25 protein-coding genes and 1 pseudogene are annotated in these 23,881 nt (G+C 60.2%); 3 read left to right on the top strand and 23 right to left on the bottom strand.

All coding sequences use genetic code 11. The features are described from left to right. The 15 genes and pseudogenes from ACIQ47_RS08205 to ACIQ47_RS08135 all read right to left on the bottom strand — a co-directional run. Positions 1 to 126: pseudogene (locus tag ACIQ47_RS08205) on the bottom strand (flagellin FliC); the annotation flags it as partial. Between the two features lie 130 nt (positions 127 to 256). Beyond that, positions 257 to 640: a flagellar protein FlaG gene (locus ACIQ47_RS08200; protein ID WP_396437676.1), complete on the bottom strand. Its 384-nt coding sequence runs from the start codon at positions 638 to 640 to the stop codon at positions 257 to 259. Between the two features lie 192 nt (positions 641 to 832). Continuing rightward, positions 833 to 2,251 carry a flagellar filament capping protein FliD gene (gene fliD / locus ACIQ47_RS08195; protein ID WP_396437675.1) on the bottom strand — a complete coding sequence of 473 codons (1,419 nt, stop codon included), beginning with the start codon at positions 2,249 to 2,251 and terminating at the stop codon, positions 833 to 835. A gap of 94 nt (positions 2,252 to 2,345) precedes the next feature. Then, positions 2,346 to 3,272 (bottom strand): flagellar hook-associated protein FlgL, encoded by a 927-nt coding sequence (flgL, locus tag ACIQ47_RS08190; protein WP_396437674.1) that lies wholly within the window; start codon positions 3,270 to 3,272, stop codon positions 2,346 to 2,348. 11 nt (positions 3,273 to 3,283) lie between these two features. Beyond that, positions 3,284 to 5,794, bottom strand: a complete 2,511-nt coding sequence (gene flgK, locus ACIQ47_RS08185) for a flagellar hook-associated protein FlgK (protein ID WP_396437673.1) — start codon at positions 5,792 to 5,794, stop codon at positions 3,284 to 3,286. Continuing rightward, entirely contained in the window at positions 5,791 to 6,255 is a 465-nt protein-coding gene (locus tag ACIQ47_RS08180; RefSeq protein ID WP_396437672.1) for a rod-binding protein, read from the bottom strand. The genes flgK and ACIQ47_RS08180 overlap by 4 nt, the downstream gene beginning before the upstream one ends. A 40-nt stretch (positions 6,256 to 6,295) precedes the next feature. Next, positions 6,296 to 7,420: a flagellar basal body P-ring protein FlgI gene (locus ACIQ47_RS08175; protein WP_396437671.1), complete on the bottom strand. Its 1,125-nt coding sequence runs from the start codon at positions 7,418 to 7,420 to the stop codon at positions 6,296 to 6,298. Positions 7,421 to 7,446: 26 nt separating this feature from the next. After that, on the bottom strand, positions 7,447 to 8,175 hold the full coding sequence (locus ACIQ47_RS08170) for a flagellar basal body L-ring protein FlgH (protein ID WP_396437670.1): 729 nt from the start codon (positions 8,173 to 8,175) through the stop codon (positions 7,447 to 7,449). Between the two features lie 7 nt (positions 8,176 to 8,182). After that, on the bottom strand, positions 8,183 to 8,968 hold the full coding sequence (flgG, locus tag ACIQ47_RS08165) for a flagellar basal-body rod protein FlgG (protein WP_396437669.1): 786 nt from the start codon (positions 8,966 to 8,968) through the stop codon (positions 8,183 to 8,185). Positions 8,969 to 8,987: 19 nt separating this feature from the next. Then, positions 8,988 to 9,749: a flagellar basal body rod protein FlgF gene (locus tag ACIQ47_RS08160; RefSeq protein ID WP_396437668.1), complete on the bottom strand. Its 762-nt coding sequence runs from the start codon at positions 9,747 to 9,749 to the stop codon at positions 8,988 to 8,990. A 41-nt stretch (positions 9,750 to 9,790) separates the two neighbouring features. Further along, a complete protein-coding gene (locus ACIQ47_RS08155; RefSeq protein WP_396437667.1) occupies positions 9,791 to 12,178 on the bottom strand; it encodes a flagellar hook-basal body complex protein in 2,388 nt (795 codons plus the stop codon). Positions 12,179 to 12,232: 54 nt separating this feature from the next. After that, positions 12,233 to 12,922: a flagellar hook assembly protein FlgD gene (locus ACIQ47_RS08150; protein ID WP_396437666.1), complete on the bottom strand. Its 690-nt coding sequence runs from the start codon at positions 12,920 to 12,922 to the stop codon at positions 12,233 to 12,235. Between the two features lie 14 nt (positions 12,923 to 12,936). Further along, complete coding sequence (gene flgC, locus ACIQ47_RS08145; protein ID WP_396437665.1) at positions 12,937 to 13,362, bottom strand: flagellar basal body rod protein FlgC; 426 nt, start codon at positions 13,360 to 13,362, stop codon at positions 12,937 to 12,939. A 2-nt stretch (positions 13,363 to 13,364) separates the two neighbouring features. Beyond that, positions 13,365 to 13,754 (bottom strand): flagellar basal body rod protein FlgB, encoded by a 390-nt coding sequence (flgB, locus tag ACIQ47_RS08140; protein WP_396437664.1) that lies wholly within the window; start codon positions 13,752 to 13,754, stop codon positions 13,365 to 13,367. A 205-nt stretch (positions 13,755 to 13,959) separates the two neighbouring features. Continuing rightward, a complete protein-coding gene (locus tag ACIQ47_RS08135) occupies positions 13,960 to 15,087 on the bottom strand; it encodes a hypothetical protein (protein WP_396437663.1) in 1,128 nt (375 codons plus the stop codon). A gap of 56 nt (positions 15,088 to 15,143) precedes the next feature. Here ACIQ47_RS08135 and flgA point away from each other — a divergent pair, with 56 nt between their 5' ends. From flgA to ACIQ47_RS08120, 3 genes are all read left to right on the top strand, one after another. Then, positions 15,144 to 15,947 carry a flagellar basal body P-ring formation chaperone FlgA gene (gene flgA, locus ACIQ47_RS08130; RefSeq protein ID WP_396437662.1) on the top strand — a complete coding sequence of 268 codons (804 nt, stop codon included), beginning with the start codon at positions 15,144 to 15,146 and terminating at the stop codon, positions 15,945 to 15,947. A 123-nt stretch (positions 15,948 to 16,070) separates the two neighbouring features. Continuing rightward, positions 16,071 to 16,373, top strand: a complete 303-nt coding sequence (gene flgM / locus ACIQ47_RS08125; protein WP_396437661.1) for a flagellar biosynthesis anti-sigma factor FlgM — start codon at positions 16,071 to 16,073, stop codon at positions 16,371 to 16,373. Between the two features lie 7 nt (positions 16,374 to 16,380). Then, positions 16,381 to 16,818 carry a flagellar protein FlgN gene (locus tag ACIQ47_RS08120; RefSeq protein ID WP_396437660.1) on the top strand — a complete coding sequence of 146 codons (438 nt, stop codon included), beginning with the start codon at positions 16,381 to 16,383 and terminating at the stop codon, positions 16,816 to 16,818. Positions 16,819 to 16,866: 48 nt separating this feature from the next. On the opposite strand, the gene ACIQ47_RS08115 is transcribed toward ACIQ47_RS08120, so the two are convergent. From ACIQ47_RS08115 to ACIQ47_RS08080, 8 genes are all read right to left on the bottom strand, one after another. Further along, positions 16,867 to 17,454, bottom strand: coding sequence for an MATE family efflux transporter (locus tag ACIQ47_RS08115; protein WP_396437659.1), 588 nt, complete (start codon positions 17,452 to 17,454; stop codon positions 16,867 to 16,869). Further along, the gene (locus ACIQ47_RS08110; RefSeq protein ID WP_396437658.1) at positions 17,439 to 18,230 is read right to left on the bottom strand and encodes an MATE family efflux transporter; all 792 of its coding nucleotides are present in this window, start codon (positions 18,228 to 18,230) and stop codon (positions 17,439 to 17,441) included. Before ACIQ47_RS08110 ends, ACIQ47_RS08115 begins: the two co-directional genes overlap by 16 nt. Before the next feature lie 7 nt (positions 18,231 to 18,237). Continuing rightward, the gene (locus tag ACIQ47_RS08105; RefSeq protein WP_396437657.1) at positions 18,238 to 18,576 is read right to left on the bottom strand and encodes an ATPase with chaperone activity; all 339 of its coding nucleotides are present in this window, start codon (positions 18,574 to 18,576) and stop codon (positions 18,238 to 18,240) included. 75 nt (positions 18,577 to 18,651) lie between these two features. After that, positions 18,652 to 20,058 carry a chromate transporter gene (locus ACIQ47_RS08100; protein WP_396437656.1) on the bottom strand — a complete coding sequence of 469 codons (1,407 nt, stop codon included), beginning with the start codon at positions 20,056 to 20,058 and terminating at the stop codon, positions 18,652 to 18,654. Further along, on the bottom strand, positions 20,055 to 20,435 hold the full coding sequence (locus ACIQ47_RS08095) for a hypothetical protein (protein WP_396437655.1): 381 nt from the start codon (positions 20,433 to 20,435) through the stop codon (positions 20,055 to 20,057). The genes ACIQ47_RS08100 and ACIQ47_RS08095 overlap by 4 nt, the downstream gene beginning before the upstream one ends. Before the next feature lie 147 nt (positions 20,436 to 20,582). After that, entirely contained in the window at positions 20,583 to 21,644 is a 1,062-nt protein-coding gene (locus ACIQ47_RS08090; RefSeq protein WP_396437654.1) for a cyclase family protein, read from the bottom strand. A gap of 254 nt (positions 21,645 to 21,898) precedes the next feature. Beyond that, on the bottom strand, positions 21,899 to 22,789 hold the full coding sequence (locus tag ACIQ47_RS08085; RefSeq protein ID WP_396437653.1) for a DMT family transporter: 891 nt from the start codon (positions 22,787 to 22,789) through the stop codon (positions 21,899 to 21,901). 10 nt (positions 22,790 to 22,799) lie between these two features. Beyond that, positions 22,800 to 23,567 (bottom strand): SDR family oxidoreductase, encoded by a 768-nt coding sequence (locus ACIQ47_RS08080; protein WP_396437652.1) that lies wholly within the window; start codon positions 23,565 to 23,567, stop codon positions 22,800 to 22,802. Between the last annotated feature and the right edge of the window lie 314 nt (positions 23,568 to 23,881).

The raw sequence follows: 23,881 nt of genomic DNA, 5'->3' as shown, positions 1-23,881 counted from the left end.
GTCGGCTGCGCTGTTGATGCGCTTGCCGGTCGACAGTTGCTCCATGGTCTTGCTCAGACCCCGGTTGTTCACGGTCAGTGCTTGCTGTGCAATGAGCGATTTGACGTTGGTGTTGATGGCGGTCATGGTAGAACTCCTGATGGCACAAAATGTTTATGGAAGATGTTCCAGAGCAAGGTGGATATTTCCTCTTGCATGGTTGATGAATCGGCCAGTCAATTCAAAACTTTAAGTACAACAACAAATAATTTGTGGTTCACGACTTTTCATCCAGCAACATGCCTTTGACTTGCTCGATGTTGTGGGCCACCCGCAGCAGGGTTTCATCAGGAATTTGACGAATCACTTCTCCAGTTTCAGCGTTTTTGACCTGGACGATGGTGCGGTCGATCGTTTTGTCAATTGAAAAATTGAGTTGACGGCCGTTGCTTTTCATTTGCTCGTTCAACCGTTCAATGGCATCTTGCAGGTTCTTCTGCATTTGCTTGGGGTCGAGCTGGAGGTCTGTCTTTTCGGGCAAGGCCAGTTTGACCTCTGGAGGCGCGGTAGTTTCTTTGATACCTGGCTTGGCAGTTTCAGGCACAGCTGGCGCTGGCCTGTACTGCAGTGGCGCTGAAACTCGTGTGTTGTCGGTGCTCATGGCGAGATCCTTTCAAGGCCTTCTCTTTTGCGAGAACGCAAAATCACCCAAGTTGCGGGTAATTCACGGAGAAGGACATTGAAGGTATCGGACCGATCTGATCAAACTTGAGGAAGTTTTTTAAAGAAACATTTTCTGTTCATTGAAAAATACTTAAAAATGAACAAAATAATAGTGAATGAATCAATAAATTTACTTATTGGAGTAAGAGGCCATCATGCCCTCAAAGCTGCTCTTCATGCTCTCACGCATGCTGTTGCTGCTGCCCACGATGCTGTCCATCAGGGCAAACTGTTTCAAGTAGCGCTCAAGCAGTGCAGTCATGCGCTCTTCCAGTTTCAACAGATCGGCTTTGTAGAGATCGACTTTTTTAGTGGCATTGGTCGTTTGCTCCGTGAGCAAACTGGTGGACCTCAGCATTTCGTCGAGCTTGCGGACAGCCGTACCGGCCAAACCGGCAGAGTCTGTACTGAACACACTCAGGTCGTTGGAGTTGGCCGTGAAAAGCGTCACCACTTCGGTGGGGTATGTGCTGAAAGCGCTGGCCAGTTTGGTTTCGTCCAGCTGAAGTTTGCCGGTGCGGTCAAAACTCAATCCCACTTGCCAGGCGGCATTGATGTTGGCGTTTTGAGGGTCGGTCAGGTTAACGGTATCGGTGTAAAGCGTGAAATCTCCCGTGATCATGCTTCGCACTTGAGATTTGATGCTTTGAAGCAGGCTGTCACCTGCCAAGGCACCGCCAAATTCCTCGACTTCACTGCTGCGGTCATTGAGGATCTTGACGCTGTCTGAAAAAATGTTGTAAGCCGAGACCAGCGCTTGCATATTGGCTTTGACGGTGCTGATTTCCGGGGTAAGGCTGACTCGCGCTGAGCCAGAAGTTGTGGTGTAAAGTTTGAGCGTGACACCTTTCAGGGCTTCGTCAACGGTGTTGCTCGACGATGTGATGTCGATGTCGTTGATGCTCAACAGGGCGTTTTGTGCACTTTGCAAGGCGTTGGCTTGAAACGTCAAATCACCGGCGGCACTGGTGACGGTGAAATCATTGTCGGCACCTTCCTCGCCTGTAAAAACCAATGTGTAGGCGCTTCCGGTGTTGATCAGCTGAGCACTGACCCCAGTGGTGGCCGTTTGGGCATTCACGGCAGTGACCACGCCCTCTGGTGTGGTGGTACTGATTTCTACGGCTGTGGATGTACCGCCGACCGTGAAAGTCAGATTAAAAGCTGACCCCGAATTGAAGGTTGTCCCAGAGGCGATGGAGTTGCTGGTCCACCTCGTGGCTTGTGCCAACTGGGTGACCTCGATGTTGTATGCACCGGCGACTGCACTGGAGTCGGTGGCGATTCCGATGGCGCTGGTTTGGCTGTTGGTCGCAGTTAACGTGGAAAAATCTCGGGCATCGTTCAAGGTCCTGAAAGCCGTTTGCAATTCTGACAGTGCAAATTTGAGTGCCCCGTAGCCAGAGATTTTGGCTTCTGTTTGAGTGATCTTGGTGTCGATACGCTCTTTTCTGGGCGCCCGCTCGGCCTCAACCAGACTTTCGGCGAGTGCTTTGACATCGACGCCGGAACCAGCACCCAAAGCAGAGATAAGGTTGGTAGAAGCCATGGTCAGATGATCACTCGCTATTTTTTAAGCGCGAACTTGCGCTACGTCTTCTCAGGTATCGGCGCAGAACGCAAAAGCTGAAGTTTTTGGACAATCAACCACGGATGTAGTCAAAAAGAGTCATGCTGGATATCTTTTGAAAGCTGCCCATGGCCGCCTCGAGCGACATCATTTCCTTGTTCATCCGCGTCACCGCCTCGGCATAGTCCAAGTCTTCAATCTCAGACAGCGTAGACTTGATGCGCAAAGTGGTCTCATCCAGCACATCGAGTTGCGCCTGCACCACCGATTGGTCTGATCCGTTTTGTGCTTGTGCGAGCGTCAGGTTGTTATGCATTTGTGTGATATCCGCCACACCTTGTTGAATTCTTTGAGTTTGACTGGCGTCGATGCTTTCGATCATCTGATCCAGTGCATCAAAAAAACCGACGCTTGTGCTGGTTTGATTGAGGTTGTCACGCACCACGCGGCTGAAGACGTCGGTGCCCGCTCGAGTGAACTGGACAGTACGCTCTACGCCAGCTGGAATACGGGTCTGCGTCTGGTCTCCCTGGTAGATGACTTTGCCGGTGGCGTCTTCGGCAAAGGCGGGGGTGTTCACCCGAGTGCCAGAAAACAAATAGTTGCCGCTGTCGTCGCGCGTATTGCCCAAGCTCAGCAGTTGGTCACGCAGGGCTTTCATTTCCATGCCAATGGCCTTGCGATCATCAGGAGCCAGGGTGTCGGTGGCAGCCTGTAAGCCGAGTTCTTTCATCCGAATCAGAATATCGTTGGACGATGACAAGGCGGTTTCTTCAGCGGTATACCTGCGTATGGCCACCTGGAGGGTGCGCATGTGACTGTCTTGGCGCTCCACTTCGCCCTTGAGACGCTGGATCGCTGCAGCTTGGTCGGGGGCATCACTGGGCGAGAGAAATTGCTTGCCTACTGCCAGCTGGGCTTGGGTGGTGGCCAGTTTGTTCTGGATGGTGCTCATGCGTTCAGTGGCGCGGTCAAACAGGAACGAGGTGGAGATTTTCATGGTGATTCCGTTCAGCGCACTTGCAAGATCGCTTCGAACAAAGCCATGGCGGTTTGCATGACTTTGGCGTTGGCTTGGTAGGCTTGCTGGAAGCGCACCAGGGCAGAGGCTTCCTCGTCCAGACTGACGCCCGAGATACCGTCGCGAGCCTCTTGGGCTTGTTGGTAGACCACGCTCAGGGCCTGCTCGGCAATGGCGGCCTGCCGGGCCACGCTGCCCACCAAGTTGACGCGTTCTATGTAGGCCTCGGTGATGGTCAGGCCGCCAGGCATCACGCGTTCGCTTTCCAGGGCCACCAGGGCCAGCATGGTCTCGTTGTTGCCAATGCCATCGCGGTTGTTGTCAATGGTGAACTCGTCACCTTGCTTGGGCGCGGTGGAAAACTCCAGTTTCAGGCCCCGGTAGCTCAGGCTGGGTGTGGTGGACAAGGAGTTGGCCTGCAGCGTCCGCTCGGCCAATACCGACTGGGTGCGGGTGTCGATGATTTTGTATTGAGTGTTGCTGGTGAAGCTGACCTTGAGCTCAGAGGCGCGCAGTGCTTGCTTCATGTTGCCCGCGATGTCGGTGAACTGAGCGCGCACGCTCACCGTGCTGCTGGCGGCGGCGGCGGGGATGGCGGTGTCGGTCACAAAGACCAACAGGTCGTCGGGTGTCGCGCCTTCGATGTTGAGGGTGGTGTCAAAACCCAGACGCTGCAAGTCAGCAGGGGTGCCATTGGCACCCAGTCCCAGGCGGATGTCTTGGGTGGTGTTGCCAGACGGCCTGCTGAGCACCAGTTTGCCATCCTGGCTGGAGGCGGTGATGCGGCTGGCCACGGGGTCGGCGGCGGTGGCGGTATTGAGCCAGTTGACAACCGAGGCCAAAGTCAGCGGCCCGCTCAATTCGGGCAGGTTTTGCCCGTTTAACTGAAAGGTGTTGGCGGCGATCGTGCCAGCGGAGCCCACGAAGGTGTTGCCGGTTAGCTGAGCGGCCACAGCCAGAGGGGCCTGGGCCTCGCCAGTCGTGGCGTTGAACTGCTGCATCAGGCTGACGCTGGCTTTGGCGCCCATGAAAATGTCCATGCCCAAATAGCTGGCAGGCGCTGTGCCGTTGAGGGCTTCGGTGCTGTAAGTGGCGCCGACCTCCATGCCGTTGCCGGCTTTGACCATCAGGCCTTGTTGGGTGTCATTCAGGGCGCGGCCAATCAGGTGACGGCCATCGCGGGTCAGCACTTGCAGGGTTTGGCCTGGCCCCGGCGCTTGCAGGGTCAACGCCAGATTTTGTGTGCCGATCGGAATCAGCCCCAGACTGCTGAAGCCTTGGCTGGCTTCAATGGTCACGCTGGGCAAGGTGGCTATTTGTGGCACTTTGGCCAACGCAAGATCGCCGAGCAGCTGCGTGGGACCTTGAAACAGGGGGGGCGTGTAGGTCACCCGGGCTTGTGCGGAGCCGCTGTTGAGCGGGTTGTCAATGACCCTGAACTGGCCGGCGGCGGCCACCCGGTTGGCATCTTGGACCAACAGGTTCATGCCCGAGGCTTGGCCTGTTTTGTCTGCGGCAAAGCCAAACAGGTCACCGCCCAGTTGGCCTTCGGCATCAAGCCCATCGCGGTGCACCTTGTTGACTTCTCGGGTCACGGCGATGGCCAGGTTGTCCAGTGAGTCGCTGGCGGGGTTCAAGACCTGCTCGCGAAAGCTCATCACGCCTCCGATCTTGCCGCTGGTAATGCCAGTCATGGTTTCGGGTTGGCCATAGGCGTCGATGACAAACTCGATCTTGGTGCTTTCGAGGCTCGATTGCATGACGTTGATGGCACGCGAGGTGTTTTGGTTCACCAGGATGCCCTGGTCCAGGGTGTCCCCCACACTGACAATGACTGCGCCGTTGTTTTCAAAGCGCGTTTTGACGGAAATCAGGCTGGACAACTCTCGCAACAACAAGTCGCGCTGGTCCAGCAACTCTGAGGGTTGGCTGGCTTCCGTGCTGTGTTTGGCCAATTGCTTGTTCATTTGGGCCAGCTGCGCGGTCAGGGCATTGACCTGGCCGACATCGGTTTCTACCGATTGGCGGGTTTCGTTGTCGAGCAATTCAAATTGACCTGCCAGCTGGCGAAACCGTGCCGCCAGGCCATCGGCATCGCGCAAAAAGATGCTGCGCGAAACCACCGAAGCCGGGTCGGTGGCCAGGTCGCGTGCCGATTCAAAAAACAGGTTCATCGCCGTGGTCAAGCCGATGCTTTCATCGCCCATCACGTCGATCAGGCGGTTCACGTAAGACAGCAGGGGCTTTTGGCTTTCCAGGTCGCTGTTGCTGTTGCGCAGGTTGGACTCGACAAAGGCGTCGTATTGGCGCTGGACTGAATCAAAGCGTGCGCCGGTGCCCAGATAACTGTTGCCGATCTGACGTGGCTGGTTGGCGGTCAGGGAAACGTCTTGGCGTGTGTAGCCGTCGGTGTTGACGTTGGCGATGTTGTTCGACACCGTGGCCAGCGCCCGTTGGTAAGCCGTGACGCCCGAGCTGCCGATACTGAGCAAGTCGCTCATGGTTTATCTCCGAGCATGAAGCCGCTGGTGCGCTCCAGGCGGTAGGCCTCAGCAGCCGCTGGCTTGAGAGACACTGGCTCGCGCGCCGGGTTCAGGGGCAGGGCGGGGGCGCTCAGGCTGATCGGCAGGCGCTGGCGCAACGCGTCTTGCGTGCTCATGGCTTGGGCCTGGTTCATCTGGCGTTCCATCATGTCGGCCAAACCCATGCCGCCGCGCTTGGCCATGCTGAGCGACACTTCCTTGTCCATCAGGTCCTGGTACATCTCCATGTTGCCGCCTTCAACGAGGTCGCTTTTTTCGATCGAGTCGCGCATGGTCTTCATCATTTGCTGGATGAAGTAAGCCTCGAATTGTTCGGCGGTCTTGCGGACTGCTTTGCTGGGGTCGCGTGCGGCTTCGCCCTTCAACTGCGCCAGGGCGTTGAAGTCCAGATAAGAACCGGAAGAGCTGATGTCGTTCATGGCGGGTGGGTGGTTCAGTTCTCAGACGTTTTCAAGCGGATCAGATGATGATCAGTTCGGCCCGCAGGCTGCCGGTGCTTTTGAGGGCTTCCAGGATGGCGATCAGGGCGGAAGGCGTGGCGCCCACTTGGTTGACCGCGTCCACGACCTGGCGCAGGTCCACGCCGGGCTGGAACAAGAACATCGGGTTTTTGGGCTCGGTCACCGCAATTTGGGCGTTTTCCACCGGGGCCGTTTGGCCTTGGGCCAGAGGGTTGGGTTGCGAGACTTCGTTGGTCGCGGCAATGGCGACCGAGATGGTGCCGTGCGCCACGGCCGCAGCCGTCACGCGCACGTTGCGGCTGATCACCACGGTGCCGGTGCGGGAGTTGATCACTACGCGGGCAGGGGGTTCGCCGGGCACCACGTCCAGGTTTTCCACCATGCTCATGAATGCCACGCGCTGAGACATGTCGGTGGGTGCTCGGATGGCCAGGGACATGCCGTCGATGGCGCGGGCTGTGCCTTCGCCAAAACTCTTGTTGACAGCGTTCACGATGGCCGTGGTGGTGGTGAAGTCCGATTCACGCACGTTCATGACCACATGGTCAGAGCTCTCGAATGGGGTGTCGACCATGCGTTCGACCGTGGCACCGTTGGGCACGCGGGCCGAGGTGGGGACACCGATATTGACTTTGGAGCCGGCCGCGTTGGCATCGATGCCTGTGGCCGTGAGCGCCCCTTGGGCGATGCCGTATACCTCGCCGTCCACGCCGCGCAGGCTGGTCAACAGCAAGTTGCCGCCGCGCAGGTTGGTGGCCTTGCCAATGGCCGAGACGTTGATGTCAATTCTTTGGCCCGGCTTGGCGAAAGGGGGCAGTTCTGCGGTCACCATCACGGCGGCCACGTTCTTGATGTCAATCTTGCCGGCGCTGTCACTTTGGTCGAAGTCCGACAATTTGCCGTCCAGGCTCACGCCCATGCGGCTGAGCATGGACTTCATGCTTTGCGCGGTGAAGGACACATCGGCGCCGTCACCCGTGCCTTGCAAGCCCACCACCAGGCCGTAACCAATGAGTTGGTTGGTGCGGCCTGCGGCCACGCTGGCCAGGTCTTTGATGCGGTCAGCCCAGGCGCTGGCGTTCAGGCCGAGCAGCAACACAAGGGCAAAGAGGGTGGTTTTCATAGGGGGTCTTTTCGGGTGTCAATCGCTCAAAAAGGCCAGACCTTGAGCAAGGCTTTGGTGCCCCAACCCGTCTTGGCCACCGCCGCCATGTCGCCCGTGCCACGGTAGGCAATTTGGGCATTGGCCAGGCGGCGTGACTGCACCATGTTGTTGGGCGACACATCGTCGGGGCGGATGATGCCGCTGACCTGGATGACCTCGGCACCTTCCGTCAGGGCCAATTGTTTTTCGCCGCGCACCATCAGGTTGCCGTTGGCCAGCACCTCGACCACGGTGACCGACACCGCGCCCGTCAGGCTGGCGCTTTGGCCGGCTGTGCCCACGCCGCTGCTTTTGATGCTTGATTCGTTCAGGTTGACGCCATTGAACACACCACCGAGCGTGGTGCCCAAAATTTTGGTGGGCAGTGCCAGGTTTTGGATTTTGGACACCAAGCCACTGGGGACGACATTGTTATCAGAATCGCGCGAGACGGTGCCTTTTTGCTCGCGACCGGCGCGGGTCGACTCGTCAAGCATGACGGTGATCAGATCACCCACGCGGTAGTTGCGGCTGCGGCCAAAGAAGTTGTCGCTGTGCCGACCGTTGTAAATGGCGCCTGTGGCCATGCGGGGCTTTTCAACGGCCACGGGCATGACGGGCGCAAATTCGGGGGAATGCGCCAAAGGCTCGGGGGCGGTGGCGCAACCGCCGAGGCCCAGGGCCAGCAAGCCAAGGGCAAAAACGCGGGTGATGAAATCGGTGCGGGCTGTCATGGCGGGCTTACATGTTGTTGTTCAGGAAGCGCAGCATGCCGTCCACGGCAGAGATGGCTTTGGAGTTGATTTCGTAGGCGCGTTGGGTTTCGATCATGTTGACCATTTCTTCCACCACGTTCACGTTGGACGCCTCCAGCGCCCCTTGCATCAACTGGCCTGCGCCGGCTTGGCCGGGCTGTGAGACCACGGGCGCGCCACTGGCAGTCGTTTCCTTGAGCATGTTCTGGCCAATGGCTTGCAGGCCTGCGGGGTTGGAAAAGCGGGCAATCTGAATCTGCCCCAGCACCTGGGCGCCGCCGCCTGCCGCGGTCTCTACCGACACCGTGCCGTCCTGGCCGATGGAGATGCTGGCCACGTTGGGGGGGATGTTGATGGCCGGCTGCAAAGGTGCGCCGTTGGCGGTGACGAGCTGACCGGTGGCCGAGAGTTTGAAGCTGCCATCGCGTGAGTAGCCAATCGTGCCGTCAGGCTGGGCAATCTGGAAAAATCCATCGCCTTGCACCGCCATGTCGAGCGCGTTTTTGGTGGTGACCAAGCTGCCTTGGGTGTGGGTTTTTTCGGTGGCCACGATGCGCACACCCGTGCCCAGCATCAAGCCGGTGGGGGCTTGTGCGTCAGCGCCCACTTGGGCCCCGGGTTGGCGCAGGTTCTGGTAGAGCATGTCTTCGAAGGTGGCGCGGTCGCGCTTGAAGCCCGTCGTGTTGACGTTGGCCAGGTTGTTCGAGATGACCGACATGCGCGTTTGCTGCGCATCCAGGCCGGTCTTGGCAATCCACATTGAGGCATCCATGGGGCTCTCCTGTCAGGTGTTAAGCGGCTTTCATCATGGAAGCGCCGGACTCGTCGAGCCCTTTCATTTCCTTGATGATGCGAATCTGGGTTTCAAAACTGCGCGAGTGATCGATCAAACGTGTCATGGCTTCAATGGCACTCACGTTGCTTCCCTCCAGGGCTTGCGAAATCACCTGGGGCAGTCGATCAGTTAAAGCAATGTCTGTTCCATCTGGTTTTTCCGACACCTTGAACAAACCGTCAGAACGTCTGGCCAGGCTGACGCCTGTGACATCGCGCAAGCGAAAGCGGTCGATCAACACGTCAGGGGCAGGGCCGATCTGTGCCGGGTCGCGTGCATAAATGGTGCCATCTGGGTTGATGCTGACCATCAGGCCCGGCGGGATGGTGATGGGGCCGGCTTCGCCCAGCACCAAGTGGCCTGAACCGTTTTCCAGCTGGCCCTGGATGTTCACTTTCAGATCACCCCGGCGTGTGAAAGCCAGGTCGCCATTGGGGGCCTGCACCGTGAGCACCGTGTTGCCCGCCATGGCCACGTCCATCGGGCGACCGGTGGCCATGACCGGACCAGGGTCCATGCGGATCAGGTCGCGTGAAATGGTCTGAGCCTGAAAGCGGGAATCAAAACCTGCCCCTTCGACCTTGACCGATTGCAAGGCCACGTCGTAGCTGCTTTTGAAGCCCAAGGTGGACACGTTGGCCAGGTCGTTGACCAGCACCTGGCGTGCCGTGGCCTGCTCTTTGATGGTGGCGTTCGATGTGAAGACAAGGCGGTCCATGGTGCGGCTCTCTGGGGTTCAGTCGTGGTCAGTTCTGGTCATCAAGCACGGATGTTGATGATGGCGCTGGTCATGGTGGAGCTGGTTTCAATCGCTTTGGCGTTGGCTTGGAAGTTACGCTGGGCGGTGATCAGGTCCACCAACTCTTGCGTCAAGTCCACGTTGGCACGCTCGGTGGCACCTGCGCGGATCGAACCGAAACCGGCCGAACCGGCTTCACCGATCTTGGCGACACCCGAGATGGCGGAGGACAAGTAGCTGGCATCACCCACCTGGCGCAGGCCAGAGGGGCTGGAGAAGTTGGCCAGCACGATCTTGCCCAAGGACACTTGCGAGCCGTTGGAGTAGGTTGCATTGACCAGACCGTCCACACCGATGTTCAGACCCATCAACTCGCCTTCAGGAGCGCCGTCTTGCGACTGAGACAACACCGCGAATGCGCTGGAGTATTGGGTGGACTTGGTGAAGTCAATCGACATGGTCAGGGCACCCTTGCCGCCCGCCAAGAACGCGGTTTCGAAAGGCATGCCCGTCAGTGGCGAGATGGGTTTACCGGTCAGGTCGAAGCTGAGCTCGCCACGGTCCAAGTAAACAGGCCACCATTCGGTTTGTTCGGACAGCCCTGCGGCGTCTTCGGTTTGAACGCCATTTTTAACAAATTGCAGTGCACCGTTTTCCGTGAATTGGGTCAATTTTTTCCACTCGCTGGTGGCGCCAAATGTCATTTCGGTGTTGGCCAATCCCCAGTCGGCAGAGCCGGTGACCTGGATGGCAGAGTTTTCACCCGTTGTCCCCGTTGTGAACACAAATTGTTTGGCCTTGGGGTCGAAGTTGACCATGACACCGGAGACTTTGCGGCCTGTGGACGGGTCGGTTTTGCTGTTGATGCTGTCTTGCAGGGCCTTGGCAAAACTGTCGATGTTGGTGTACGTGGTGGGGAAGGGCAGTTCCGTCTTGAAGGCATAGCCATCCACCGACACAAAAAAGTCTTTGTTAGACGATGTGGTGCTGATACTTTTGGTGGTGTTGATGGTCATGGTTTCGCCGCGCAAAACCGCAGGTTCACTGACTTTGCCGCGCACAGCCTCGGTGGCCGATGAGGTCACGGTCAAGTTGGGCGAGTCGGTCAGACCCATCAAAGCGATGGCTTTGGCGTCAGCGCCGCTGACCACAATGCTGGAGCCATCGCCTGTGGTGCCCGAGGCAATGGAAAACTTGGAGGTATCAGGGTCAAAAGCGACGGTGATGCCGAAACGGGCATTTTGGATGGCGGGCGTGGCTTCGACGACGGGGGTCACGCCTGCAGCTGAACCAAGCGTTGCCGGTGTCTCGGGCAATGAGCCCATCACGTTGTTGATGGCAATTTCAACGTTGCGGGCCAACACTTCGGGGTCTTGGTCGCCAGCTTTCAGGGTGTAAGTGATGGTTTGATCGGTCGCCGCAGCAGTTTGATTGGCTGCTGGGACATCGGATTTGATCTTGAAACTCAAGGTGCCTGTGGTGGCACCGACCAAGGCGCCATTGACGAAGTTGGCCGTGGTCAGCGCGCTGCCAACAGCCGTGGCGGCTGAGGATCGTCGCACGTCAGTCAGTTGGTCCAGAGAAAACATCTCGGTGGTGCCAGAGCTGGGGACCACACGGGAATCGCTCTTGGGCAGCACATCGCCGTACTTGTTGACAAACAGCGTACCGCCGACTTTGTCGGTCGCTTGCTGCAAAGCCGGTTTGACTTGGGTGTCGCCCACAAAAAAGTAAGTTTGCCACTTCGAGCTGGGGGGTGTTTGGTCTTGGCTGGCGTTTTGGGTTTTGGCGTAGTACACCGTGGCCAGGTAGCCGTTGCCACCGCTGTCGTACACCGTCAAGGCGGTACTCTTGTTGTAGGTGCTGGGGTTGGTGCGGTCAAATTCGGCCGTGATCACGGACGAGTCGGCCGGCAGGTTCAGGCCCAGCTGGATTTGGGTGGTTTCCACCGCTTCGCCAGAGGTTTTGGGGGGGATGGTCAGGGCGTTCAGGTCGGTCAAGTCAGCCTTACCGGACGAGTCGACCGAGGCGGCCATCAGGCGTTGGCCAGTGGAGTTGACCACGTTGTTTTGGTCGTTCAGGGTGAAGGAGCCGTTGCGGGTGTAAATGTCTTGCAGACCATCGGGCGTTTTGAGCGGGAAAAAACCGTCGCCCGTGATGGCCAGATCGAGCGAGTTGCCCGAGGTCGAGATGTTGCCCTGGCTGAATTCCTGGCTCACTTGCCTGAGCGAGACGCCCTGGCCGATGTTGCTGGACGATTTTTGCAGCGGCGAGGTTGAGAAAATGTCGCCGAAGTCGGCCCTGGAGCGCTTGAAGCCCGAGGTGCCCACGTTGGCGATGTTGTTGGATGTGACGGCCAATTGGGCGGTGGCCGAGTTCAGTCCGGTGAGCGAGGTATAGAACGACATGCTGGAAGGCTCCTGTGAGGCGTGGGGTGAGAATGTGTTGGGGCGTTGGTGGGCTTAACTGCCCACGCGCTTGACGTCGGTCAGCAGCATGGTTTTGCCACCGTCGACTTCGACGCTGACGTTGCCGTCGGCCGGATTGCTGGAGATGGCGCGCACGGTGGACAAGGTGCTGACCGGAACGGGGACACTCTTGCCATTGACCACGGCGGTGGCGCTCAGACGGTACAGGCCGCTGGGCACAGGGTTTTCTGCGGCGTCCTTGCCGTCCCATGAAATCGGGGTGGTGCCCGGCACTTGCGGACCTGCGATCAACTCCTGAACCAGACGCCCTTGGCTGTCGAACACGCTGACCTGAACGCCGCTGGCGCCCATCGGCAAGTCGATGCTGCCGTCGAGGGTGCCGCCCGAAGTCAGCTGGGTGGGGGTGTCGGTCACCGACACTTTTTTGCCGATCAGCGCGGCGCTGCCCAGCATGCGTTCGCCCGACATGGATTTCACAAAACTGTCCAGCGAACCTTGCATGTTGGTCAGCGCTTCGAGCTGCGAAAACTGCGCGAGCTGGGCCACAAAAGCTTCGTTCTTGACGGGCTCCAAGGGGTTTTGGTTTTGCAACTGGGCGGTGAACAAGGTCAGGAACTCCTGCTTGCCCATGTCTTCGTTGGTTTTTTTGGCCGCGTCTTTGACGTCTTCGTAGCGCGAGACGTTTTGGAGCAGGCTGGAAGATGCGACGTTAGGGGTGGCCATGGTGTGCTTTCAGATCAGGCCTTGGAGATGTCCAGCGTGCGCATCATCAGTTGACGCGCCGTGTTGATCACTTCGACGTTGTTTTGGTAAGAGCGCGCGGAGGCCATCATCTCGACCATCTCGGTGACTTCGCTCACGTTGGTCTGGTAGACGAAACCGTCCTTGTCGGCCAAGGGGTTGTTCGGGTCAGATACGCGCCGCGGCGGGGCGGTGTCATCGGCCATGCGGTCGACCTTCACGCCACCCACATAAGGGGCGCCGTTGTGGGTCATCTGAGAATCCATGAGGGCTTTGAACACCGGGCGTTTGGCACGAAAAGCATCCTGCTCTGTGGTGGCCACGGTGCCTGCGTTGGCCAGGTTGGAGGCGGTGGCGTTCATGCGGGTCAGCTGCGCGTTGAGCGCCGAGCCGGCAATGCCAAAAATGTTGTCCATCGACATGATCAGTCTCCCCTCAAGGCTTTGCGCACGCTGCTCACGCGGCTTTCCAGAAAGTTCAGCGTGGCCTGGTAGTCGGCTGCGGCTTTACCGTATTGGGCTTGTTCGACGCTCATTTCAACGGTGTTGCCGTCGAAAGCGGTGTTGAATGGGGTGCGGTAACGCATGCCGTCGGCGTCCAGCCCCTGGCCCTGCGCAAAGTGGCCTTGGCTGGTGGTCTGCATGGCGTTGTCCTTGAATTGGGTCTCTTTCATCACGGCCTTGAAGTCGATGTCCCGCGCTTTGTAGTTGGGCGTGTCGGCATTGGCGATGTTTTGCGCCAACACTTCCAGGCGTCGGCTTTTGACTTGCAAAGCTTGTTCATGCACACCGAGTGCCTGGTTTAACAAATTCATCTGGACTCCTGGGGTCGTGTTTCGATGGACAGGTGTCGTCAATTTTTTGACGAAGGGTGCTCAAGTTGAGCGGCTTGTGGTCGATAGCTGCAAAAGCCGTGCCAAGTGAATTTGTTGTCTTTGGTGTGAGGCCGATGGACCCTTGCGGCCGGGAGCGGCAATTTGCCGTCAGCGGCAAAGCCCTGCGGCCAGGATTTGCCGCTGCTCAGCGCAACGCTGTGGGCAGCGTGTTGGCCACCTCGTCGTACAGGCGGGCCACGCCACCCTTGCCAACCGCGCTCAGCACAGGCGCAACCGCACTGCGCGCGGCCTGCGGCAGCAGGGCGTTGGTCAAGGTGTGCAACCCGGCTAGGATGGAATTGCGCGTGATGGGCGCGCGCGTGTCTTGCCCCACATGCAGGTAACGCGCCTGCGGCCCGGCAATGGACAGCGGCGCATCGGGCCGGGTTTCTTGCCGGGCAGCCGGGGTCAGCACCGTCAGGTATAAATCATCCAGTCCGACCGGGGGGCCTTTGACGCGCAGACCGGCTTGCGAGAAATAACGGTCCACCAGGTCCAACTGCTGCAGCAAACCCATGCCCAAAATCGCCCGGGGGTTGTCCTTGAAGCCCACCGAGGCGGCGCCCCGGTTGGGGCCATCGCAAAACTGGATGATGCCGTGGCAGTGGCCATTGCTGGCTTGGGGATTCATGCCGCCGCTCTCCATGAGGCTCAGGCGGGCAAAGTCATCGGGCTGGAAGTTGTAGCGGTCGGCCAGCGCCAGGATTTTGTCTTTGACGGCAGGGGCGTCCGAGGCGGTCACAAAACCCTTGGCGATGGCCCGCTCCAATGTTTTGTCCAGCACCGGGTGTTGTCCGTTGGGGATCGGTTGGCTGGCCCAGGCGGTGGGGCGGTTGGCCAAAGCGTTGCTGGTCAAGGCCGAAGAGGAGGCCAGTTGGGCCACGGATTGCGCGCTGCGCGCATTCAAATCCAGAGGTCCAGGGGCTTCACCCCGGGCCAGGGCCGGCATGAGCAGACTGGAAAAATCGATTTTTTGACCCGTCAGGATCAGGTTTGGGTTGTCAATTTGGTTGCGTGCGGCCACTTGGTGGGCCAGGCGCATGGCCTGATGCTCGGTGATGGGCTGCTGGTTTTGCCGGTAATGGGCCTTGACCAGACCAATCAAGGTGTCGCCTTCCTGCGCTTGGACCAGGCCACTGCGGGGGGACACCTGCGCCAGCACCTGCCCGAAAGCCCCGGCGCGGCCTGATGCGGGCAGCAGCGCACCACTGCCCGAAGGGGCAGGGGGGCTCAGCGCGGGCAGGCTGGGCAAAGGAGGCAACAGGTTGCGCATGCGGATGGCAGGTGTTTTTGGGGGCTGGTCTCGTTTTTGCTTGGTAGATGGAAATCATGAACACTGTCAAAACTTTCACACCTATGAAACCCTCCATGCAAATGCTGTGCCGACTTCTGGACCAGGTCACCATCCGAGGCCTTTGGCTCGGAGCGGTCTTTTGTTTGAGCAGCTGGTCTGCCTTGGCGGCGGCACCGGCCACACCTGCGGCGGCCCTGCAAAAGTCGGTGGTTGATTGGGTGGTGCAAACCCAATCGGTCCCAGCCGAGTCGGTGGTGCTCGTCCCCCTGGACCCGCGCCTGCAGGTCAAGGCCTGCACCAGCCCCCTGGCCATGGATCTGCCCTTTGCAAGCCCCGATACCATCCGTGTGCGCTGCGCCCAACCGGCCTGGCAGCTTTATGTGCGTGTGGCTGTGACCGGGCGTGTCGCGGCGGCCGCTGCTGCCCCAGCCAAGGCCGAGCCCGCCCCGGTGGAGAAACGCCAAGTGCTGGTGGCCGCTGTGCCGCTGCAGCGCGGCATGAGCTTGACAGAGGCTCATGTTCGGCTGGTCGATGTCGATGCATCCAGCATGCCTGTCAATGTGTTGGAACAAGTTTCACAAATTCTGCACAGCGAGGTGGTGCGCGATGTGCGCCCTGATGCCCCGCTGCGAAGTCAAGACATTCGGCCCACTTTGCTCGTCAAAAGAGGCCAAATGGTGCTGATGTCGATCGGGCAAGCTCAGGGTTTCCAGATCTCGGCCCGGGTAGAGGCGCAGCAAGATGGCCGCTATGGCGAGCAAATCAAACTCAAAAACCGCGATTCCGGGCGCATGCTGACGGGGCTGGTCAAAGGGCCCAACCAGGTCCAAGGCCTTTGAAATGTCAGATGATGAAATTTTAAAAATAAATGCGTGTGGGGCTCAAGTTCTAGAATGAGCAACCGATACTGATTACGAGCGAGGTTTCTGCTCACTATAAAGAGACCAGAAAAGAGAACCATCATGACTGATCCCATCTCTAGTTTTCGCCGGGCTGCCCAAATGGACGCGTCCAATCGGCAGGTGTCTGCGAAGGCCCAGGAGCGCGCCTCGGCTGTTGCGTCAGAAGGCCTGACCAAGGTGCTGGCCCCCCAGACGGACGAAGTCAAACTGAGCGCTGTTGCGCAAAAAGCCATGCAAGAGCCAGAATTCGACCGTGCCAAGGTGGAGGCCATCAAAGTGGCCATCCAACAGGGCCAATACCCCATCGATACTCGCCGCATCGCCGAAAACTTCATGGCCATTGAAAAAATGATCAAGGAATGAGTTTGGTATGAACCTCAGCCCCACCATGCCTGCGCTGGACCCACATCAGGGCACGATGGATGCCTGGCTCGACCATGCGCCGGTGGATACCGCACGCCTGGCCGCGTTGCTGGCGTTGGAGTTTGAGGTGTTGAAATCCCGCGACATGGCGGGCTTTGAGGCTTTGCAGGAAGAGAGAATCACCATTTTGGAACGGCTGTCCCAAGTTGCCCAATGGGTGGCTGGCCAAGACGCCGTGCCTGTCTTGTGGCAGAACCTGCAGGCAGACCTGCAGCAGTGCAAACAAGACCACTTGCGCAACATTCAGCTGCTGCAACGCCAGTTGCAAGCTGTTAAGGGCGCTTTGCAAGCCCTGCAAGGCGAGTCGGCCGCCACCGTCGATTTGTATGATCGACTGGGTCAAGTCTCCCGCCGCCGCGGCATCAGCTCTTTTTTAGACGCCTGAGTTTTTGCGCCCAAAGTGGGTTGACTGGCTGGCGAGTCCCGTCTTGGTTCACCCGTTGCGCTTGGCCGAGGCAGTCCAGGGCGTGAAGGCCACAGCCGCAGCGGTCACAAGCCCATACAGCAGCATGGCCAAGGCCACCAGCACATAAAAGTTGTCCGCTGTGCCTTGGTGTTGCGCCAACCACCAGCCCCCGCCCGCCACCAACACCAGCCGCACCGTGCCCGCCAGCACCGGCCCAATGACCTGGCCTGCGCCTTGCGATGCAAAGTACAGCGTGAGGCCCAGGCCAAAGAAAGGGAATGCAGGCCCGGCCGTCACCAGGTATTGCCTTGCATAAGCCAGCACCGCCTCGTCTTGTGAGAACAGACGCGCCCACACATCGGGTGCCAGCGTGACCACCGCGCCGATCAACCCCAAGTTCAGGGCCGATAGGCCCGCGGCCACCCAAGCCACCCGCCGCGCCCGTGCCACCTGGCCTGCGCCCATGGCCATGCCCACCATGGGCACGGCGGCTACGCCGATGCCAAAGGCGATGGGAATCAGCAAAAACTCGAGCCGCTGGCCAATGCCGTACCCGGCCAGCGCTTCGGTGCCCAGCTGCGCCAGCAGGCCGGTAAAAATCAAAATGGCCAGCACCGACTGCACACGGGTGACAAACAGGCCACAGCCCCCACCCGCAGGATGTCGGCAAACAAACGGCGCTGCAGCGCAAAGCCTTGTAGGTGCAGCGTCAAACGCCCTTGGCTGCGGACCAGGTACCACAGAAAATACAGCACGCCCACCGCGGTGGCCAGGATGTGTCCCAAGGCCACCCCCACCATGCCCAGGGCGGGAACGGGTCCGGCGCCCAGGGACAGCATACCGCTCAGCGCGATTTGCAAGACCGCTGTGGCCACCAGCGCCAAAGAGGGCGCGCGCATGTTGCCTGTGCCCCGCACGATGGAGGCCAGCGTGTTGATCAGCCACACCAAAACGGCCCCGGCAAACAGCACTTGGCCGTATTGCACGGCCTGCAGCTGCACCGCACCCCGCCCGCCCAACAGCGCGTAAAGGTCGGGACCCCACAGCAAGAAGAGGGCGCTGTAGATCAGACCTGCGCCCAGGCCAATCAGCAAGGCGTGTTGCACCAGCTTGTCTGCGCGCTGCAGGTCTGCAGCACCCAGGGCACGGCTGATGGCCGCCGACACGCCCCCGCCCATGGCCCCAGCCGACATCATTTGGGTGAGCATGGCAAATGGAAACACCAGGGCCATGGCCGCCAAAGGCGTGGTGCCTAGGCGGCCCACGTAATAGGTTTCGGCAATGCCCACCAGCACCGTCATCACCATGGTCAGCACATTGGGTGCGGTCAGGCGCAGCAAGGTGGGCAAGATGGGGGCCGTCAGCAGCTTTTGCAAATCGGGTGTGCTCATGGGACGGTCAACCTGGCTGGCCCGGGGTGGGCGCTTGCAAGAGCTGGTCCATGGGCCACTGCAGCAGCTCGGCCAGGCGGCACACCACCCAGCGCGCCTCACCAGGCGTGACCACGGCAGGCTCGGCCAGCAGACCGGCTTCGCATTGCGCCAGCACCAGCTCTTCGGTGATGCCCAGGGTGAACTGCATGTTGGCGGCTTTTTCCGTCAGCAGGTTGGCCAGGTCTTCGCACAGCTCGTAGCGCGTGGCCAGATCGCGCTGGCCCAACGTGGGCTTGATCTTGCCGGGCGGCACGTAAAGCGCCATGAAGGAGGCGGGGATGTGGATCTGGAATTCTTCGGTCATGGCTTGGTGGGGCGTTCTGGGTGTGCATTAAGGCACAGACGCGGCTGCGGGGTGGTGACGTGGTGGCAAAGGGTCTCAAACGAGCAGCTGCCACACCAGCCCCAGTGCCGTGCAAAGGCCCAGCAGCTTGAACACGCTCAGTTGCCTGCGAATCAGCAACCAAGTGGCCAGCAGCGTCAGGGCCAAAGCCCCCAGATCGGGCAGCATGTGCCAGCCCCCGGGCAGCCAAGTCTGGCGTGCAAACACGCCCGCCAGGTGCACGATCACGCCGATCACGGCGGCCATGATGCCCTGCAAGGGCCCGGCCAGCGAGGGCATGTGGCGTGTGGACTCCACCAGCGGGCCGCCCGCCAAAATGAACACAAACGAGGGGAGGAAGGTGAACCACGTCACCACACAGGCCGCCACGATGCCGCCCAGCACAGGGTGGCCCAACAAGGCCTGGCTGTGCCCGCCCAAAAAGCCCACAAATGCCACCACCATGATCAGCGGCCCTGGTGTGGTCTCACCCAGTGCCAGCCCGTCCATCATTTGCGCCGCCGTCAGCCAGCCATACTGGCCCACGGCCGTTTGCGTCACAAACGGCAGCACCGCGTAAGCGCCGCCGAAGGTGAGCAAGGCCGCTTGCGTGAAAAAGCCGCCCATGAGCGTGAGCGTGTGGCCCAGCCCGAACACCAGCGCGATCAGGCCCAGGGTCACAGCCCACAACCCCACCCCCCAGGCCAGCGCGCGCACCAGACGCGGGTGGCTGTAGTGCGTGTGCGCGGGTGGGGGCGTGTCGTCGTCCAGCCAGGCCGGGGCCGGACCGGCGACGACCGGGGGTCTGGTTTCTTGCGCTTCGGGTATGGGGGTGTGCTGCGCAGCCATGACGCCGCTGGTGGGCTCTGGGCCAGCTTGGCTTGGGACTTGGACTTGAAGACCTGAGGGCTGTCGCGACATGTAATAGCCCGTGGCCGCTGCGCCCGCAATGATCCACACAAAAGGCAGGCCCCAAAGCATGCCCAGCAAGGACAATACCGCCAGCGCCCATAGCCAGCGGGCTTTCAATGTGCGCAAGGCCAAGCGGTGCGCTGCTTGCAACACCATTGCGGTGACCGCGGGCTTCAGGCCCCACAGCAGCGCTTGCCCCCAAGGGTGTTGTCCCCAGGCGGTGTAGGCCCAGCTCAGCACGATCAGCAACACCAAAGACGGCAGCACAAACAAGGCGCCCGCTGCAATGCCTCCTCGCGTGCCATGCATCAACCAGCCGGTGTAAGTGGCCAGTTGCTGCGCCTCGGGGCCGGGCAACAGCATGCAGTAATTCAGCGCGTGCAGGTAGCGCTTTTCTGAAATCCAGCGGCGGCGCACCACCAGCTCTTCGTGCATCAGCGCGATTTGCCCGGCCGGGCCGCCAAAGCTCATGCAGCCCAGCCAAAACCAGAACTTGATCGCGGTCCTGAAGCTGGGCACCTCAGGTGCGTGGGAAGCCTGCGGGGTGTTCATGCCTGCTCGAGTTGGGTGCGAAAGGCTTGCACAAAACCAGGCGTGCCACTCAAGGTCAGGCTCAGCGAGAGGCTTTGCATGTCGACCGGCTCGGGCAAGAGGCTCAGTTGCCCCGTGCTGGGCACAAAGCGGGGCGTGGTCACTTGGGGCTTGCCGCCGTGGCTCAGCAGCGTGACCTGCAGGTCAAAGTCCCAGTTGGCACCGTTTTCCAAGGGGCCGGGGCCTTCGTGGTCAAAGCCGTGTGCCCAGCGCAGCACCAGCGCAACCTCTTGCAACAAAGCCGTGTTGTGTTGGGGCGCAGGTTGCGCCAGCGCATCCCAGCAGACCACGCCCTCGGCATCTTCGCTGCAGTCGAAATCAAGCAATTGCAAATTCATGCGTCCGTTCCATGCGTCTGTTCAGCAAACCAGCCCCAATTGTGAGCTCAATTTTCATCTCAATTGGGGCTGTTCGATGGCCGGATTCGGTTGGATGAGCCATTTCGGTGGCTCAGCTGCAGCCTGGGAGGGCAGCGCTCGTCAGCCTTAGACCGTGGCAATCGGCGTGGCCGGAGAGCCAATGGCCCCAGGCAAGCGCAGGGGCGGAGCGGTGAGCAAGAAGCGGCTTCGGCCGTTCTGACGCAGCCAGTCGGCCAAGGGGGTGAGGTGCCAGATTTCGCCCAGGTGCACGCCCAGCTTGAACAAACAATGCTCGTGCAAGGGCAAAGCCGCGCAACTGCCGGGGCGGGGCGAGGCGGGCAAACCTTCCACCGCGTAGTTGTCAGCGATCAGGGCGACCAATCCCGAATCGGTGATCCATTGCAGCAGCCGCTCGTCGCGCCCCTCCAGCACGGCGCAGGAGTTTTCGACCGCGTGCGGGTCGGGCTGTTTGTTCATCTCCAGCAGCATCTGCGCAAAGCCGGTGTGCAGGCACACCATGTCGCCGGGCTCGATCACCACTTGGTCTTTTTTCAGGATGTCCATCAGCAGGTCGTAGCCCACCCGCACCCGCTCACGGCCCAGATGCGCATGCAGGTCGATCATCACCGCACGGCCTTGTACGCAGCGCTCGGACATTTTTTCGATGCCCAGCGCCTTGGCCGAGGATGTTGATTCACGGGCGATCTCTGGAAAGCCAAAAATCCCCGCGCCTTCGCTGCCGCTTGGGCCCACCACATCGGTGCCAGCGCGAAAGCCGTTGTAATACACCGGCTCGGGCACGCCGTCGCCATTGGCGTCGAACATCGAGCCCACATGCGCCAGGCTGTCCCACTGGGTGCTGTACTGCAAATGCATGATCACCAGGTCGTCGCACACCACATCGGTGCAGGCCGGCTCGTCGCACCAAAGCTGGTAGTTCATGTTGGGTTTGCCCTCGCGCACCGTTGGGCGCAGCACAGGCGGCTGACGCCTGGGGTTGAGCACGTTGCCGCCTGGAAAATCCAGCGGCAGGCTCAAGTTGAAGGTTTGACCCGTGAGCACCTCCTGCATGCCTTGCAGCACTTTCTCGGGCGTCAACAGGTTCATGCGCCCGCATTGGTCGTCGGGTCCGAAGTCGCCCCAGTTCGAGCCAGGTGGACGGTGTTTCCAGCGTTGAGAAGCAGACATGCAGGACTCCTGTGATGACGACCCAAGTGCAGAGCGTGTGTATGCCATCTTGGGCGCTGGGGGGCCGCTTGTGTGTCACCGAACTGACTGAGGACCCAAGAGCGCAGCCGCTGGCGCACCGTTGGAGTCCACCCTCTGGGCGAAGGCTTGCAGGGCGTGTGCCACGCCCATCGCCCACGGGGTGGGCTCCTACAAAAAGTGATCCCTTGTTCGGGGCTCAAAACTTCAAGGGCCCGTTCAATAAATTGAGGTGCTCATTTGGGGCCTGCGCCTTGGAACTCGCGCCACAGCAAATACAGACCGCTGGCCACCACCACCAAGGCGCCGAGCACCACGGCCAGGTCAGGCACCTGGTCAAACACCAGCCAGCCCAACACGGTCATGTAAATGATTTGCTGGTACAAAAATGGACCCAACACCGCCGCCGACGCATAGCGGTGCGCCACGGCCACAAAGTAGTGGCCAATGCCGCCGAACAAACCGGCCAGCGCCATCACGAACCACTCGAGCAGCGTGGCCGGTTGTTGCCATTGCCACAGCGCCACGGGCGTCAGCGCCAAAGTGGCCACCACCGCCGAGGTCAGTTGCGTGGTGGCCGGGTTTTCGCTGCTGGCCAAGTAGCGCGTCATCATGTTGAACAGCGCATACAAAATGGCGTTGAGCGCCGACAGCAAGATGGCCGGGTGAAAGCCCTGGCTGCCTGGGCGGATGATGATCAGCACCCCCGCAAAGCCCACCGCAATCGCCAGCCAGCGTTTGGCATCCAGCCGCTCGCCCAGCCACCAGGCCGAAAGCAAGGCGATCAAAATTGGCACGGAAAACTGCATGGCGCCGGTCTCGGCCAACTGCAAATACTGCAGGGCCCAAAAATTGAGTGCAGTCATGGACGCCAGCATCAAGCCGCGCAGCAGCTGCAAGCGCGGGTGCCGCCAGCGCAGCAAATCGCCTTTGACCGAGGGCGCAAACACCGCGATGGAAAACAGCGAATGCGTAAGAAAGCGCATCCACACCACCTGCATCACGGGCAGGGAAATCACCAGCCACTTGGCCGAGGCGTCGAGCAGCGCAAACATCAAGGTGGTGACGGTCACCAGCGCAATGCCGATGCGGCGGTGCTTGGCGCTGTCGCTGAAAAGCTGGCTCATCGGGCCGGGCTCAGCGTTTGGGCGGTGTCTCCAGCCCGCCCGTGTAAAAGCGGTTGAAGGTGGGCGAGATGATCAACTCGTTGATGCAGGTGCGCTCAGGCATTTGCGCCACAAACAAGATGGCCTGGCCCATGTCTTCGGCTTGCACCATCAATTCGCGCTGCTCAGCTGAGGGCGGCACGGGCCGTTTGTCCAGAATGGGCGTGGCCACTTCGCCGGGCAAGAGCGAGGTGGCGCGGATGCCGTGCGTGCACTCTTCCATGTTGATGGACTCGGTCAGGGCCAGCACGGCGCGCTTGGTGGCGTTGTAAGCCGGGCCGGTGAGCTTGGACGCATACAGACCCGCCCAAGACGACACGTTGATGATCAAGCCGCCTTGCTGCTGGCGCATGACGGGCAGGACCGCGTGCACGCAATAAAACAGGCCCGACAGGTTGATGGCCACCACATCGTCCCAGGCTTCGGGCGTGACCACGTCGAAATTGCGCTGCGTGGCATTGGTGCCTGCGCTGGTCACCAGGATGTCGATGCGGCCATGTCGGTCCAGAATCTGCTGCGCCGCCGCCTTGACGGCGTGCTTGTCGGCCACGTCCAGCAGCAAGGCCTCGGCGCTGCCCAGGGCCTGCAGCGAGGCCAAAGCGCTGGCGTTGGTGGCGGCGTTGCGGCCCGAAATCACCACATGGGCACCGGCCTGGGCCAGCGCCATCGCGCCGGCCAGACCGATGCCGCTGCCCCCGCCGGTGATCCAGGCGATTTGGCCTTTGAGCTGGGTGGTCATGGAGGGCTCCTGTTCCATTGATTGAGGGGGTTTGGCCGATGGGGCCTGCAGTGCCTGTATTTAAGCAGTCTTTGAGCTATGTCCTGCTGCTCAGGTGACAACCGGTCACAGGGCAAGCAGAACCAGTCACGATGAACAGGTGCTCCATCGCGCCCAGTGGGTCTGTGCTGATGGGGCATGCGCTTTGCGTATGATCCAGGTTCCGAAAGAATGGAGAGAACATGAGCAACTTCGCAGCCCAGTTGAAAATCGAGATTTCACGTATCGCCAAAAAAGAAACACGCACGCAAGCGGCGGTTCTGAAAAAGGCCCAA

Source organism: Limnohabitans sp. (assembly GCF_044373035.1).
GTDB lineage: Bacteria > Pseudomonadota > Gammaproteobacteria > Burkholderiales > Burkholderiaceae_C > Limnohabitans_A.
Note: the sequence above shows the minus strand (reverse complement) of the source record. Positions and strands in the feature narration are given on the sequence as shown.